This window comes from Sphingobium fluminis (assembly GCF_037723805.1).
In the GTDB taxonomy this organism is placed as follows: Bacteria; Pseudomonadota; Alphaproteobacteria; order Sphingomonadales; family Sphingomonadaceae; genus Sphingobium.
In genome coordinates this window covers 114,510-128,269 of record NZ_JBBJUK010000004.1, presented here as the reverse complement: position 1 = coordinate 128,269, position 13,760 = coordinate 114,510, and the positions used below count along the sequence as shown (strand labels likewise).

General features: G+C 64.4%; 12 protein-coding genes and 2 tRNA genes. 7 read left to right on the top strand and 7 right to left on the bottom strand.

Annotated features, from left to right (window positions below):
* Window positions 1–68: 68 nt before the first annotated feature.
* The 3 genes from WG907_RS12655 (at window position 69) to WG907_RS12645 (ending at window position 5,903) form a co-directional block, all read left to right on the top strand.
* Window positions 69–2,156, top strand: a complete 2,088-nt coding sequence (locus tag WG907_RS12655) for a malate synthase G (protein WP_340233260.1) — start codon at window positions 69–71, stop codon at window positions 2,154–2,156.
* 111 nt (window positions 2,157–2,267) lie between these two features.
* Entirely contained in the window at window positions 2,268–4,925 is a 2,658-nt protein-coding gene (gene alaS / locus WG907_RS12650; protein ID WP_340233523.1) for an alanine--tRNA ligase, read from the top strand.
* Window positions 4,926–4,964: 39 nt separating this feature from the next.
* Complete coding sequence (locus WG907_RS12645; RefSeq protein ID WP_340233259.1) at window positions 4,965–5,903, top strand: glutaminase; 939 nt, start codon at window positions 4,965–4,967, stop codon at window positions 5,901–5,903.
* Here WG907_RS12645 and WG907_RS12640 read toward each other — a convergent pair.
* From WG907_RS12640 to aroA, 7 genes are all read right to left on the bottom strand, one after another.
* Window positions 5,900–7,684, bottom strand: a complete 1,785-nt coding sequence (locus tag WG907_RS12640; protein WP_340233258.1) for a cation:proton antiporter domain-containing protein — start codon at window positions 7,682–7,684, stop codon at window positions 5,900–5,902. The genes WG907_RS12645 and WG907_RS12640 overlap by 4 nt on opposite strands.
* A gap of 59 nt (window positions 7,685–7,743) precedes the next feature.
* A tRNA-Leu gene (locus WG907_RS12635) sits at window positions 7,744–7,829 on the bottom strand.
* 58 nt (window positions 7,830–7,887) lie between these two features.
* Complete coding sequence (locus WG907_RS12630) at window positions 7,888–8,178, bottom strand: integration host factor subunit beta (protein WP_340233257.1); 291 nt, start codon at window positions 8,176–8,178, stop codon at window positions 7,888–7,890.
* A 163-nt stretch (window positions 8,179–8,341) separates the two neighbouring features.
* Window positions 8,342–10,054 (bottom strand): 30S ribosomal protein S1, encoded by a 1,713-nt coding sequence (gene rpsA, locus WG907_RS12625; protein WP_340233255.1) that lies wholly within the window; start codon window positions 10,052–10,054, stop codon window positions 8,342–8,344.
* A 225-nt stretch (window positions 10,055–10,279) separates the two neighbouring features.
* Window positions 10,280–10,915, bottom strand: coding sequence for a (d)CMP kinase (cmk, locus tag WG907_RS12620; RefSeq protein WP_340233253.1), 636 nt, complete (start codon window positions 10,913–10,915; stop codon window positions 10,280–10,282).
* Complete coding sequence (locus tag WG907_RS12615) at window positions 10,912–11,163, bottom strand: CBU_0592 family membrane protein (protein ID WP_340233251.1); 252 nt, start codon at window positions 11,161–11,163, stop codon at window positions 10,912–10,914. The genes cmk and WG907_RS12615 overlap by 4 nt, the downstream gene beginning before the upstream one ends.
* Window positions 11,160–12,479, bottom strand: coding sequence for a 3-phosphoshikimate 1-carboxyvinyltransferase (gene aroA / locus WG907_RS12610; RefSeq protein WP_340233521.1), 1,320 nt, complete (start codon window positions 12,477–12,479; stop codon window positions 11,160–11,162). Before aroA ends, WG907_RS12615 begins: the two co-directional genes overlap by 4 nt.
* 196 nt (window positions 12,480–12,675) lie before the next feature.
* Here aroA and WG907_RS12605 point away from each other — a divergent pair, with 196 nt between their 5' ends.
* The 4 genes from WG907_RS12605 to WG907_RS12590 all read left to right on the top strand — a co-directional run bounded on the left by WG907_RS12605 (window position 12,676) and on the right by WG907_RS12590 (window position 13,743).
* Window positions 12,676–13,005 (top strand): TIGR02300 family protein, encoded by a 330-nt coding sequence (locus WG907_RS12605; RefSeq protein WP_340233250.1) that lies wholly within the window; start codon window positions 12,676–12,678, stop codon window positions 13,003–13,005.
* 82 nt (window positions 13,006–13,087) lie between these two features.
* Window positions 13,088–13,163: transfer RNA gene (locus WG907_RS12600), tRNA-Ala, on the top strand.
* A gap of 101 nt (window positions 13,164–13,264) precedes the next feature.
* Window positions 13,265–13,600 carry a hypothetical protein gene (locus WG907_RS12595; RefSeq protein WP_340233249.1) on the top strand — a complete coding sequence of 112 codons (336 nt, stop codon included), beginning with the start codon at window positions 13,265–13,267 and terminating at the stop codon, window positions 13,598–13,600.
* The gene (locus WG907_RS12590; protein ID WP_340233248.1) at window positions 13,594–13,743 is read left to right on the top strand and encodes a hypothetical protein; all 150 of its coding nucleotides are present in this window, start codon (window positions 13,594–13,596) and stop codon (window positions 13,741–13,743) included. The genes WG907_RS12595 and WG907_RS12590 overlap by 7 nt, the downstream gene beginning before the upstream one ends.
* Window positions 13,744–13,760: the final 17 nt, after the last annotated feature.

Genomic DNA, 13,760 nt, shown 5'->3' with positions numbered 1-13,760 from the left:
CTATTGATATAATGCCGTCTATCGCGAGGAATGGCGGGCGTCTATGGCGTCATCCAAAGGAGACCATCATGATCGACAGAGCAGGGCTGAACGTCGCGGAGCCGCTGGCGGATTTCATCGAGGCGCAGGCACTGCCCGGCACCGGCATTGCGTCCGACGCGTTCTGGACCGGCATCGCCGATATCTTCGCCCGTTTCGCACCCGATAATGCCGCGCTGCTGGAAACGCGCGATGGTTTTCAAGCGCGGATCGACGCCTGGCATGGCGAGCGCGCCGGGCAGCCGCTGGACATGGAAGCCTATCAGGCGTTCCTGCGCGAGATCGGCTATCTGGTGCCCGAACCCGCGCCCTTCGCGATCGGCAGCGAAAATGTCGACGATGAAGTCGCGCGGCTCGCCGGGCCGCAGCTCGTGGTGCCCATCCTCAATGCCCGATTCCTGCTCAATGCCGCCAATGCGCGCTGGGGCAGTCTGTATGATGCGCTGTACGGCACCGATGCCATCAGCGGCGCAGCGGCTGGCAAGGGCTATGATGCCGACCGCGGCGCGCAGGTCATCGCCTGGGCGAAAGCGTTTCTGGATGACGCAATCCCGCTTGCCGAGGGACGCTGGGCCGATCTGGCGAGCGACGAGATCGTCCTGCGTGATCCGTCGCAATATCGTGGCCGGAGCGAGAAAGGCCGGCTGTTCCGCCACAACGGCCTGCATATCGAGGTGATGTTCGATTCAGGCCATCCGATCGGCGCGACCGATCCGGCCGGCATCGCCGACGTCATCCTCGAATCCGCGCTGACCGCGATTTGCGATCTGGAGGATTCGATCGCGGCCGTCGATGCGCAAGACAAGGTTGCGGCCTATGCCAACTGGCTGGGCCTGATGCGCGGCGATTTGAGCGATACCTTCGAAAAGGGCGGCGCGATGATGACGCGCGCGCTCAACCCCGATCGCCGATATAGCGCGCCGGATGGCAGCAGCTTCACGCTGCCGGGCCGTAGCCTGTTGTTCGTGCGCAATGTCGGCCATCTGATGACGACACCCGCGATCCGGCTCGCCAATGGCGGTGATGCGCCCGAGGGCATTCTCGACGCCATCGTTACCAGCCTGATCGCGATGCATGATCTGAAGCGCGATGGCGGCAACAGCCGGGCTGGCAGCATCTATATCGTCAAGCCCAAGATGCACGGTCCGGAAGAGGCAGCCTTTTCCGACCGCTTGTTCGATGCTGTCGAAGATCTGCTGGGGCTGGCCCGGCACACGATCAAGATCGGCGTCATGGACGAGGAGCGGCGGACGTCCGCGAATCTCGCCGCCTGCATCCATGCGGTGCGCGACCGCATCGTCTTCATCAACACCGGCTTCCTCGACCGCACCGGTGACGAGATGCACACGTCGATGCGCGCCGGGCCGATGATCCGCAAGGGCGAGATGAAGGCAAGCGCGTGGATCACCGCCTATGAGGATCGCAATGTGCAGATCGGCCTCGCCTGCGGCCTGTCGGGTCACGCGCAGATCGGCAAGGGCATGTGGGCCGCGCCCGATCGCATGGCGGACATGCTCGACCAGAAGATGGGCCATCCGAACAGCGGCGCGAATACCGCCTGGGTGCCGTCGCCCACCGCCGCTACGCTGCATGCGACCCATTATCACCGGATCGACGTGTTCACGCGGCAGGCGGAGCGCATGGCCGAGCCGGTCTCGCCGCTGGAGTCGCTGTTGACCATTCCCGTCGCCATCGGGCGCAACTGGTCGCCCGACGAGATCGCGCAGGAACTCGACAATAATGCGCAAGGCATATTGGGCTATGTCGTGCGCTGGATCGACCAGGGGATCGGCTGTTCCAAGGTGCCGGACATTCATGATGTCGGCCTGATGGAAGACCGGGCGACGCTGCGCATTTCCTCGCAGCATATGGCGAACTGGCTGCTGCATGGCGTCTGCACGCCGCAGGAGGCCGATGCGGCGTTGCGACGCATGGCGGCCAAGGTCGACACGCAGAATGCCGGCGATCCGCTTTACCGGCCGATGAGCGGGCGGGAGGAGAGCAGCCTCGCTTTTCAAGCCGCGCGTGCGCTCGTGTTCGAAGGCTGCGTCCAGCCCAATGGCTATACCGAGCCGTTGCTGCATCGTTACCGGGCGCTCGCCAAGTCGGCGGGCTGATCTGCATCGGGGCGAGCTGGCCTGGCCGCTCGCCCCGATTGATTACCCCACTGGCCCAAGCGCCGAAAAGCCCCGCTTGTGCGCCGAAGCGCTCTCGCTTACATCGCGCTCATGACCTCGACCAACGACATTCGCCGCTCGTTCCTCGACTATTTCGGAGCCGCCGGCCACACCATTGTCCCTTCCGCGCCACTGGTGCCGCATAACGACCCGACCCTGATGTTCGTCAATGCGGGCATGGTGCCGTTCAAGAACGTGTTCACCGGCCTTGAGACGCGTCCCTACAAGACCGCGACATCGAGCCAGAAGTCGGTGCGAGCAGGCGGCAAGCATAATGATCTCGACAATGTCGGCTACACTGCGCGGCACCACACCTTCTTTGAAATGCTGGGCAATTTCAGCTTCGGCGATTATTTCAAGGAACAGGCGATCACCCACGCCTGGACCCTCCTGACCAAGGAATGGGGTCTGTCGCCGGACAGGCTGACGGCGACCGTCTATCATACCGACGACGAGGCGTTCGACCTGTGGCGCAAGATTGCTGGGCTACCCGAGAGCCGCATCATCCGCATTCCGACGAAGGATAATTTCTGGGCCATGGGCGATAGTGGCCCGTGCGGTCCCTGTTCGGAAATCTTCTACGATCATGGCGACCATATCTGGGGTGGTCCTCCCGGATCGCCGGAAGAGGATGGCGACCGGTTCGTCGAAATCTGGAACCTCGTCTTCATGCAATATGAGCAGGAAGCCAACGAGATCGTGAGCGAACTGCCCCGGCCGAGCATCGACACCGGCATGGGGCTGGAGCGCATTGCAGCAGTCATGCAGGGCGTCCATAATAATTACGATACCGATACGTTCCGGGCGCTGATCGAGGCGTCGGGCGCGCTGACGAAGACGGCGACCGGCGGCGAGTTTCAGGCAAGCCACCGCGTCATCGCCGATCATCTTCGTTCGACCAGCTTCCTGATGGCCGACGGGGTGCTGCCGGCGAGTGAAGGGCGCGGCTATGTGTTGCGCCGGATCATGCGTCGGGCGATGCGGCACGCGCATATCATCGGCGCGAAGGACCCGCTGATGCACCGGCTCGTCGGCAGCCTCGTGTCGGAGATGGGCGCGGCCTATCCCGAACTGGTGCGGGCCCAGCCGCTGATCGAGGAAACCCTGCTGCGCGAGGAAACCCGTTTCCGCCGCACGCTGGAAAACGGCCTGCGCCTGCTGGACGAGGCGACCGCCGATCTTGGCGAGGGCGGTACATTGCCGGGCGAAACGGCGTTCAAGCTGTATGACACTTATGGCTTCCCCTATGATCTTACCGAGGACGCGCTGCGGTCGCAGGGGCTTGGCGTGGACCGCGCGGGTTTCGACGCAGCGATGGCCGAACAGAAGGCGGCCGCCCGCGCCGCGTGGAAGGGCTCTGGCGAAAAGGCATCGGACGAGATCTGGTTCGACATCGCCGAAACTTTCGGCACGTCGGAGTTCACCGGCTATAGCGGCACGGTGGGCGAGGGCGAGGTGCAGGCGATCGTCAGGGACGGCGTCCGCGTCGACAGCGCCACCGTGGGCGACAAGGTGGCGATCATTACCAACCAGACGCCCTTTTATGGCGAGAGCGGTGGCCAGAATGGCGATGCCGGCACCATCACGTCGCTTGGGGGCCTTGTCGCCGATGTGGCGGACACGTCCAAGCCGCTGGGCCGGCTGCATGCGCATCAGGCGACGATCGGTGCCGGGAGCGTCAAGGTGGGCGATACTGTCCTGCTCACCGTGGACGTCGAGCGGCGCGACCGGCTGCGCGCCAATCATAGCGCCACCCATTTGCTGCACGCGGCGCTGCGCAACCTGCTGGGGCCGCATGTCACGCAAAAGGGCAGCATGGTCGCGCCCGAACGGCTGCGTTTCGATTTCTCGCACCCGGAGGCGCTGACCCATAGTCAGATCGCGCAGGTCGAAGCCGATGTGAATGCGCAGATTCGCCATAATGAAGAGGTCACGACCCGTCTGATGACGCCCGACGATGCGATCGGGGCGGGGGCGATGGCGCTGTTCGGCGAAAAATATGGCGACGAGGTCCGCGTGCTTTCGATGGGGCGCGGTTCGGAGAACAGCTATTCGGTCGAACTGTGCGGCGGCACCCATGTCCGGGCGACCGGCGATATTGCGCTGTTCAAGATCGTCGCGGAAAGCGCCGTGTCTTCGGGCGTACGCCGGATCGAGGCGCTGACCGGCGAGGCCGCACGGCTGTGGCTGTCTGATCGCGAGGACCGGCTGCGCCAGTCGGCGGCTGCGCTGAAGACGACGCCCGACGAAGTGCCGGCGCGCATCGCGGCGCTGGTCGAGCAGAGCCGCAAGCTGGAACGCGAACTGGCCGAGGCGAAGAAGGCGCTGGCGCTGGGCGGCGGCGGGTCCGGGGCAGCAGTCGCCGGTCCCGAGCAGGTGGGCAGCATCAGCTTCCTCGCACAGGTGATCGACGGGCTCGACCCCAAGGAATTGCGCGGCATCGTCGATGGCAACAAGAAGACGCTGGGTAGTGGCGTTTCGGCGGTGCTGGCGCTGGTGGACGGCCGGGCGACGATTGCCGTGGGCGTGACCGACGATCTCACGGCGTCGATCAGCGCGGTCGATCTCGTGCGCGCGGGTGTCGAGGCGCTGGGCGGCAAGGGCGGCGGCGGGCGGCCGGACATGGCGCAGGGCGGCGGGCCTGATGGCGACAAGGCGGCGGCGGCGATCGAGGCGGTGAAGACTGCACTGGCGTCGGTGGACGCCTGAAGCGCCGCGGTCCTTCAGCGTCGTGCGAGGGATAGATCGATGGACCTGAGCCAGATCGTCGAGGAGATCGTCGCTGCCATGCGCGACGCGGACGACCGGGGGACGGTCGCCAACTATATCCCCGAGCTTGCCGGGATCGATCCTGCGCAATTCGGGATAGCGATCGTCATGGCCGATGGCCGGATGATCGCGGGCGGCGACGCCGATACCGGATTTTCGATCCAGTCGATATCCAAGGTTTTCGCGTTGACGCTGGCGCTCGGCAAGGTCGGCGATCAGTTGTGGGAGCGGGTGGGGCGTGAGCCATCGGGCAACGCGTTCAATTCGATCGTCCAACTGGAGCAGGAAAAGGGCGTTCCTCGCAACCCTTTCATCAATGCCGGCGCGATCGTCGTCGCCGACGTCAATCTGGGCGGCCACCAGCCGCGCGTCGCCATTGGCGAGATGCTGCGCTTCATCCGCTATCTGGCGGAGGATGATGGCATCGCCATCAACGAAGCCGTGGCGGCATCGGAAACGGCGACCGGCTTTCGCAACATCGCGCTCGCCAACTATATGCGTGCTTTCGGCACTGTGCGTCACGCCGCTGATCTGGTGCTGGGCACCTATATCCACCAGTGCGCGATCGAGATGAGTTGTCGGCAACTGGCGCTTGCGGGGCGCTATCTGATGCTGGATGGCATGCATCCAGCCGGGGGCAGGGTGATCCCCCCGGCGCGCGCGCGGCGTATCAATGCGCTGATGCTGACCTGTGGGCATTATGATGCGTCGGGCGACTTCGCCTTTCGCGTCGGTATTCCGGGGAAGTCCGGCGTCGGCGGCGGCATATTGGCGATCGTGCCGGGGCGCGCTTCGATTGCTGCCTGGTCGCCCGGCCTTAATGCCAATGGTAACAGCCAGCTTGGCACACGCGCGCTGGAGGAACTCGCCCGCCGCACGGGCTGGTCGGTGTTCAGCCCGACAGAAGGTGACGCTTAAGCGACCTCGTCGGGGCGCAGCCGGCGCAGTTTGGGCGCGACGTCCATCTGCGCGGCGTCCTTGATGCCGAGGCGCAGGTCCTCGCGGGTCTGGTGGATCGAAGCGATCACCGGTCCCATCGCGACACCGAGGTCGACCAGCGCGGTTTCCGCCAGTTGCAGTGAGCTTTCGAGCGTCTCGGGCACGGCGTCGCTCGCCCCTGCGCGATAGAGTTGCGCCGCATGATCGGCATCGCGGGCGCGGGCGATGATCGGCAGGTCGGGCACCCAGCCGCGCACCCGGCCGGTAACGCGGACCGAAAGCACGGGATCGTCCATGGTCAGGATCAGGGCACGGGCATGCCCCAGGCGTAGCTTGTCGAGCATCTCGACGCGCGCGACGTCGCCGAAGCGGATCGGATAGCCGGCTCGCCGCGCCTCGGCGACGACGTCGGGATCGGATTCGACGATGATGAACCGCTGGCCGTGCACCTTGAGCAGGTCGCACACCATGCGCCCGACGCGGCCGAAGCCGATCACCACGGCGGCGGCCTCGGTCGCCTCCTCCTCGCGGTCGGGCGCTTCCTCCCCCAGCGCCATTTCCAGGCGGCGGGCGATATCATGGCCGATACGGGCGAGCAGGGGCGTGATGGTCAGGCCGATGGCGGTCACGATCTGCCAGAAAGCGGCGGTCGAGGGCAGGATGAGCTTGGCGGCCGTCGCGGCGGTCAGGACGATGAGAGTGGTTTCCGACGGACTGGACATCAGCACGCCGACTTCCAGCGCCACGCCCTTGCGCGCGCCCGAGAAGTAAAGCAGCGCCGCCGTCACGAGCGTCTTGACGAGGACGACGCCGAGCACGGCGAGCAACAGGCCCGGCCAGTTGGCGAGGATGACGCGGATGTCGAGGCTCATGCCCACGGTGATCAGGAACACGCCGAGCGCAAGCCCCTTGAAGGGCGCGGTCATCACCTCGACCTCGCCATGATAGTCGGTTTCGGCGATCAGGATGCCGGCGAGCAGCGCGCCCACGATCGGCGACAAGCCGGCGATCGATGTGGCGAGGCTGGAGACGATGACGACCAGCAGACTGGCGGCGAGGAAGACCTCCGGGCTTTTCGTGCGCGCGGCCTGGCTGAAGATATGAGGCAGGAAGAAGCGGCCGAGTACCAGCATGACGATGATGGTGAGGCCACCCCTCATCAGTGTGCCGGCGAGATCGGCCCACGCGCCATCGGGGCTGACCGCGATCGACGGAGCGAGTGCACCCAGCAGGAAGATGATGGGGACAAGCGCCAGATCCTCGAAGAGCAGCATGGAAAAGGCCGCGCGTCCGACGGCGCTTTGCGTACCCACCATCGGTAGCACCACGGCGGTCGACGAAAGGGCCAGCGCAAGGCCCAGTCCGATCGAGCCGGACATTGACTGGCCAAGAATATAGAGCCCGCAGCCGATCAGGGCGCTGCTGCCAAGCAATTCAGCCGCGCCAACGCCGAACACCTGGGTGCGCATGGTCCATAGGCGCCGGAAGCTCAGTTCGAGCCCGATCGAGAACAGTAATAATATGACGCCAAGTTCCGCAAAGGGCTGGATCGCGGCGCGATCCGAAATAGTGATATGGTAGAGCCAGGGATATTGGCCGACGAGCGATCCGAGCCCGGCCGGCCCCACAGCCAGCCCGACAAGGATAAAACCGATGACCGGGCTGATGCGGAAGCGGGCGAATCCGGGAATGACCAGCCCGGCCGCGCCTAGAATGACGAGAGAATCGCTGAAGCTATGCGGATTGATCACGTCGGCCATATGCCATCATTGCGGGCGTGGCACGTTATGGCCAGTCATTTACGCCATGTCATGGCAACTGGTGCGGACGGCGGGACTTGAACCCGCATTTCCAGGGGAAGGCGGATTTTAAGTCCGCTGCGTCTACCGATTTCGCCACGTCCGCATGCCGTCATTCCCTGACCTCTGGCGCGCGGTTGGTCAAGCGTCGGAACAGGGCGACATCAGGCTTCCGGTTTGACGTTCAGCCGCTCGCGCATTTCCTTGCCCGGCTTGAAATAGGGTACGCGCTTGGCCGAGACGGGGACCTGTTCCCCGGTGCGGGGGTTGCGCCCCGTCCGGGCATCCCGTGCGCGCGTGGTAAATGCCCCGAATCCCCGAAGCTCGACGCGTCCGCCCGATGACAGGCGATCAACGATTTCCTTGAAGAAAAGATCGACGATCTTTTCGACCTCCGGCCCGGTCAAGCCCGGATTTTCCTCCGCGAGTTTCAGGATCAGTTCCGAGCGGATCATCGTGCCTCCCAAGCAACATAGATTGCTGATCCTTGCATAGAGAATCGGCAAGCCGTTGACAATCGGGCAATAGAGACATGCCCCGCATGGGACAGGCCACGAAAAAGCCCGCCGGACCAAGTGGGCCGGCGGGCTGATTTCAGCTCAGGTCAGAGAGGGCCGATCAACCCTCGCTCTTGGCCTTGAGCGCTTCGCCGAGAATGTCGCCCAGCGACGCGCCGCTATCGGACGAACCATATTGCGCCACGGCCTGCTTCTCTTCGGAGATCTGCATCGCCTTGATCGAGAAGGTCGGCTTTTTCGCCCGGTCGAAACCGGTGATCATCGCATCGAACTTCTGGCCGATCTGGAAACGCTCCGACCGCTGCTCGTCGCGGTCGCGGCCAAGGTCGCTACGCTTGATGAAGCCGGTCGCGCCATCGTCGCCGGCCTGGACTTCCAGACCGCCATCGCGGACTTCCAGAACGGTGACGGTGACGACCGCGTTCTTGTTGAGGCCAGCCGAAGCCGCCGCCGTGCCGCCGGCCGCCGGGCCGCCGCGCTCAAGCTGCTTCATGCCGAGGCTGATGCGCTCCTTTTCGATGTCGATGTCGAGCACGACCGCCTGCACGGTCTCACCCTTGCGGTGCAGCGCCAGCGCGTCTTCGCCCGAAATGCCCCAGGCAATGTCGGACATGTGGACCATGCCGTCGACGTCGCCGTCCAGACCGATGAACAGGCCGAATTCGGTGGCGTTCTTGACTTCGCCCTCGACGGTCGAACCGACGGGATGACGATCAGCGAAGCTGTCCCAGGGATTGGAAATCGCCTGCTTGAGGCCAAGGCTGATGCGGCGCTTCTCGGGATCGACCTCGAGCACGATGACTTCGACTTCCTGGCTGGTCGAAACGATCTTGCCGGGGTGGACGTTCTTCTTGGTCCAGGACATTTCCGAAACATGGACGAGGCCTTCGATGCCCGGCTCCAGTTCGACGAACGCACCATATTCGGTGATGTTCGTGACGCGGCCCGACAGCTTGGCGCCGATCGGATATTTGGCCGATGCGCCTTCCCACGGATCGCTCTCAAGCTGCTTCATGCCGAGCGAGATGCGCTGCGTGTCGCGGTTGATGCGGATGATCTGCACGCGGACGGTGTCGCCGATGTTGATCATCTCGTTGGGGTGGTTGATGCGCTTGTAGCTGAGGTCGGTGACATGCAGCAGGCCATCAATGCCGCCCAGGTCGACGAACGCACCATAGTCGGTGATGTTCTTGACGACGCCCTCGATGATCTGGCCTTCGGCCAGCGTCAGGATAAGGCCGCTGCGCTGTTCGGCGCGGGTCTCTTCCAATATGGCGCGGCGCGACACGACGATATTGCCGCGGCGGCGATCCATTTTGAGGATCTGGAAAGGCTGTGGGATATCCATCAGCGGGGTGACGTCGCGCACGGGGCGGATGTCGACCTGGCTGCCGGGCAGGAAGGCCACGGCGCCGTCGAGATCGACGGTGAAGCCGCCCTTGACGCGGCCGAAGATGACGCCTTCGACGCGGGCGCTTTCGGAAAATTCGCTTTCCAGCTTGTCCCATGCGGCTTCGCGGCGGGCGCGGTCGCGCGACAGCATCGCTTCGCCATGGGCGTTTTCGACGCGGTCGACATAGACTTCGACTTCGTCACCGACCTTGAGATCAGCCTTCTGGCCCGGCGCTGCAAATTCGCGCAACGGCACGCGGCCTTCGCTCTTGAGGCCTACGTCGATGACGGCGAGGTCGTTTTCGATGGCGGTAACGGTGCCCTTTACGACGCGGCCTTCAAAGCCGCCATCTTCGCCACCGAGAGAATCATTGAGAAGCGCGGCGAAATCGTCGCGCGAGGGGAATGCCACTGAGGCCATGCCTAGTCCTTTTTCGTCGTTGCTGGCCAACCGGTTGTGTCCGGTGGTCTTTAAACGCAGCCCCGATTCCCGTCCTTGTCGAACGACCGGGGCTGTGGCCAAACCGCCCGCGACGCCGCATGCGGCACGGACATCCAAAAAGCGGACGATTACGAACGCTCGGCCGAGAAATGCGAAAAGGGCGCGCGGAAATCCGCGCACCTTGACGGGTCAGCCTGTCCCGTTTCAGGGGCGGAGGCGACCTTCCAGCTGGGCGTCCACAAGCGCGATCGCTCGCTGGACGGCCTGCTCTATAGTCAGGTCGCTGGTATCTAGCAAGTCCGCGCCTTCCGCCATGCGTAACGGGGCATGATCGCGGCTCATATCGCGCGTGTCGCGCGCCTGAATGTCGGCGATGAGGCTGTCCATGTCAGGATGGCCGCCCTGTGCTATCCCGTCGCTGAAGCGCCGCTGGGCGCGGATATGGACGCTGGCGGTCACGAAGATCTTAGCGTCGGCGTCGGGCGCGATAACGGTGGCGATATCGCGGCCGTCGAGGATTGCGCCGCCGGGCTGGCTGGCGAAGACGCGCTGGCGGGCGACAAGCGCCTCGCGGACACTTTGGTGGATGGACACCCGCGATGCGAGACTGCCGACGGCTTCGCTGCGCAGGGCGGGTTCGTCCAGCAGCGAGTCTTGGAAGGTGCAGGCCGCCAGCGCGTCGCTTTCCCGGTCGGGATCGCCGCCCGCCTTGAGCACCGACAGGCCGACCGCCCGGTACAGCAGGCCGGTGTCGAGGCAGGGCAGGGCATAATGGCGGCCGAGCGCTCTGGCGATGGTACCCTTGCCCGACGCGGCGGGTCCGTCGACGGCAATGATCATCGCGATGCTCTTTTCCTGAATGTGTTGAGCAGGCCAAGGATCGCGATCAGCGCCCAGACGATTTCCAGCGTCATCGAGGCCAGGTTGAAATGGACGGTCAGCGATCCGATCAGCAGCAGCGAGCCGATGAGGTTGAGCAGGTTGAAGACCGTCAGATTCATCTGTTTGGCGACATTGCTATAGGCATAGGCGACGACCATGAGCGCGCTGCCCGCCAACCCTATGATATTAGCAAGATCGAAGGTCATGGCAGCGCGCCGAGCGATCGCAGCATGGCGACAAAGCCGGGAAAGCTCGTCGCGACCGGGCGCATGTCATCCACGGTCAGGCCGCCACGGGTGGCGAGCCCGGCTACCGCGAAACTCATGGCGATGCGGTGATCGAGCGATGCCGTGATCAGCGGCGGCGAATCTGCGCCGGGGAGGGGCGCGCCGTCGGTGCCCTCGATGACGAGGCCATCCTCCGTTTCGATGACTCGCGCGCCGATCCGGGCGAGTCCGGTCGCCATCAGCGTGAGCCGATCGGATTCCTTTACCCGCAATTCGTCGAGCCCGCTGGTGCGGGTCCGCCCTTTGGCGAAGGCGGCCGCCACGAATAGGATCGGAAATTCATCGATCATGCTGGGGGCGACATCAGGCGGCACGTCGATACCGGTCAGCGGGCCATAGCGCGCGGTGATATCGGCGACCGGTTCTCCGCCCACCTCGCGACGGTTGGAGAAGCTCAGGTCTGCGCCCATCGATAGCAACACATCGAAAAGCCCCGCGCGGGTCGGGTTGAGGCCGACATTGGTAACCGTGACGTGCGACCCCGGCGTGATGAGCGCGGCGACGATGGGAAAGGCGGCGGACGAGGGGTCGCCCGGCACCACGATCTGCTGCGGGTGCAGTTCCGCTTCGCCGGTGAGAGTGATGATCCGCGTACCGTCCGGTTCGATATCGACGTTGAGGTCCGCGCCGAATCCGCGCAGCATCCGCTCGCTATGGTCGCGGGTGGGGATCGGTTCGACGATCCGGGTGATGCCCGGCGTGTTGAGGCCCGCTAGCAGGATCGCCGACTTGACCTGCGCCGACGCGACCGGCAGCCGGTAGTCGAGCGGCACCGCAGGGCACGTGCCGCGCATGGTGAGCGGCAGCCGATCTCCCGGACTGGCGGTGAAGCTTGCGCCCATGAGCGACAGTGGCTGCGTGACCCGCGCCATCGGCCGCTTGCTGAGCGAAGCGTCGCCGGTGAAGGTCGCGGTGATAGCGTGGGACGCAATCAGGCCCATGAGCAGGCGGGTGGAGGTGCCGCTATTGCCCATGTCCAAAGCGGTTTCCGGCTGGAGCAGCCCGCCGACGCCGACGCCGTGAATGTGCCAGATTCCCGCTTCATCCCGCTCTATGGTCGCGCCCATCGCCCGCATGGCGGTTGCCGTCGCGAGGACGTCCTCCCCCTCCAGCAGCCCTTCGACCCGGCTTTCACCCACCGCCAGCGCCGACAGCATCAGCGATCGGTGGGAGATGCTTTTATCACCCGGCACGCCGACCGTTCCCGAAAGCGCGGGCGCGGGCGTGAAGGTCATGGGAAGGGCAGGGTCGGACGAAGCGTTCAAGATCATATCCGCAAATGGCAGGAGGAATCGGTCGATGAGGAACCGAAAAATCGCGCCCGGCTTTTGACAGCGCGGTTTGCCTATGGCAAGGCGCGCGACGCTTCGCGGGCGACGACAGGTTGCGCCGCGTGATTTCTGTTTAGAGTTGAAAAGGACGAGCCCGGACATGGTCAAGGCTGAATGGGGCACGAAGCGGACTTGCCCGAAATGCGCCACGCGCTTCTACGATCTTGGCAATGACAGCCCGGTTGTCTGCATCAGCTGTAACAGCAGCTGGGAGCCCGAGCCGGTGCTCAAGTCCAAGCAGCCGCTGCCTTATGAGGAAGCACCCAAGAAGGTGATCGAGACCGCGGATGGCGCGCTGGAAGCGGCGGACGACGATCTCGACATCGATGTCGACGAGGACGATGATTCGCCGGACAATGACGTCGATCTGGGCGGCGATGACGACCTGGGCGTCGAGGCGGCCGGGGACGATGGCGACGACGATAACTGAGTGAATTTTCCGCTTGCAAAGGGGGGTGCCGCCACCTAATGGCTGCGCCTCCGACGCCGACCCAAGCGGCGTCGCGGAATATGGGGCCTTAGCTCAGCTGGGAGAGCGCCTGCATGGCATGCAGGAGGTCAGCGGTTCGATCCCGCTAGGCTCCACCATTTTACGAAATTCTCCTTCCTCCGACGTCGCGCGGGTTTGCCATGCGCACCGCTTGCGTCCCGTTCGCCTTACGCACATGGCCGACGCAGGATATCCGGTAATGAAGGATGATTTTGCGCGCGAGGTTGCCGCACAGGGCGATGATGATGCGATCCGGGCCATATTGATGGATGTCTGCGCGCTCGCGCATATGGGCTTTGCCGCCGTCGCTCGCGGCACCGAAGAACGCTGGATCGCCTGCCAGCTTCTCGACCGGATCGAGTTCGGTCTGGAGCCGGGCGCCGAACTGGAGATCAAGACGACGATCTGCGAGGATATCCGGCAGAGCGGGCAGCGCGGGGTCATGACAATGTCGACGCCGACATCGAATGGCAGACGCATCACACGCCCATGCTTTACGGCTTCAAGAGCTATGCATCTTTTCCGATCGTGCTAGCCGATGGGACTTTCCACGGGACATTGTGCGCGATCGATCCCGCCCGGCGATCGATCAGCGGCGGCGAGGTGATTGCCGCGATGGAAGTCCATGCAAAGCGCGTCGGCGAAATCCTGTCGGGTAAGCCGACCGTCCTGCCCTAAGCCCAATAGACACTGGC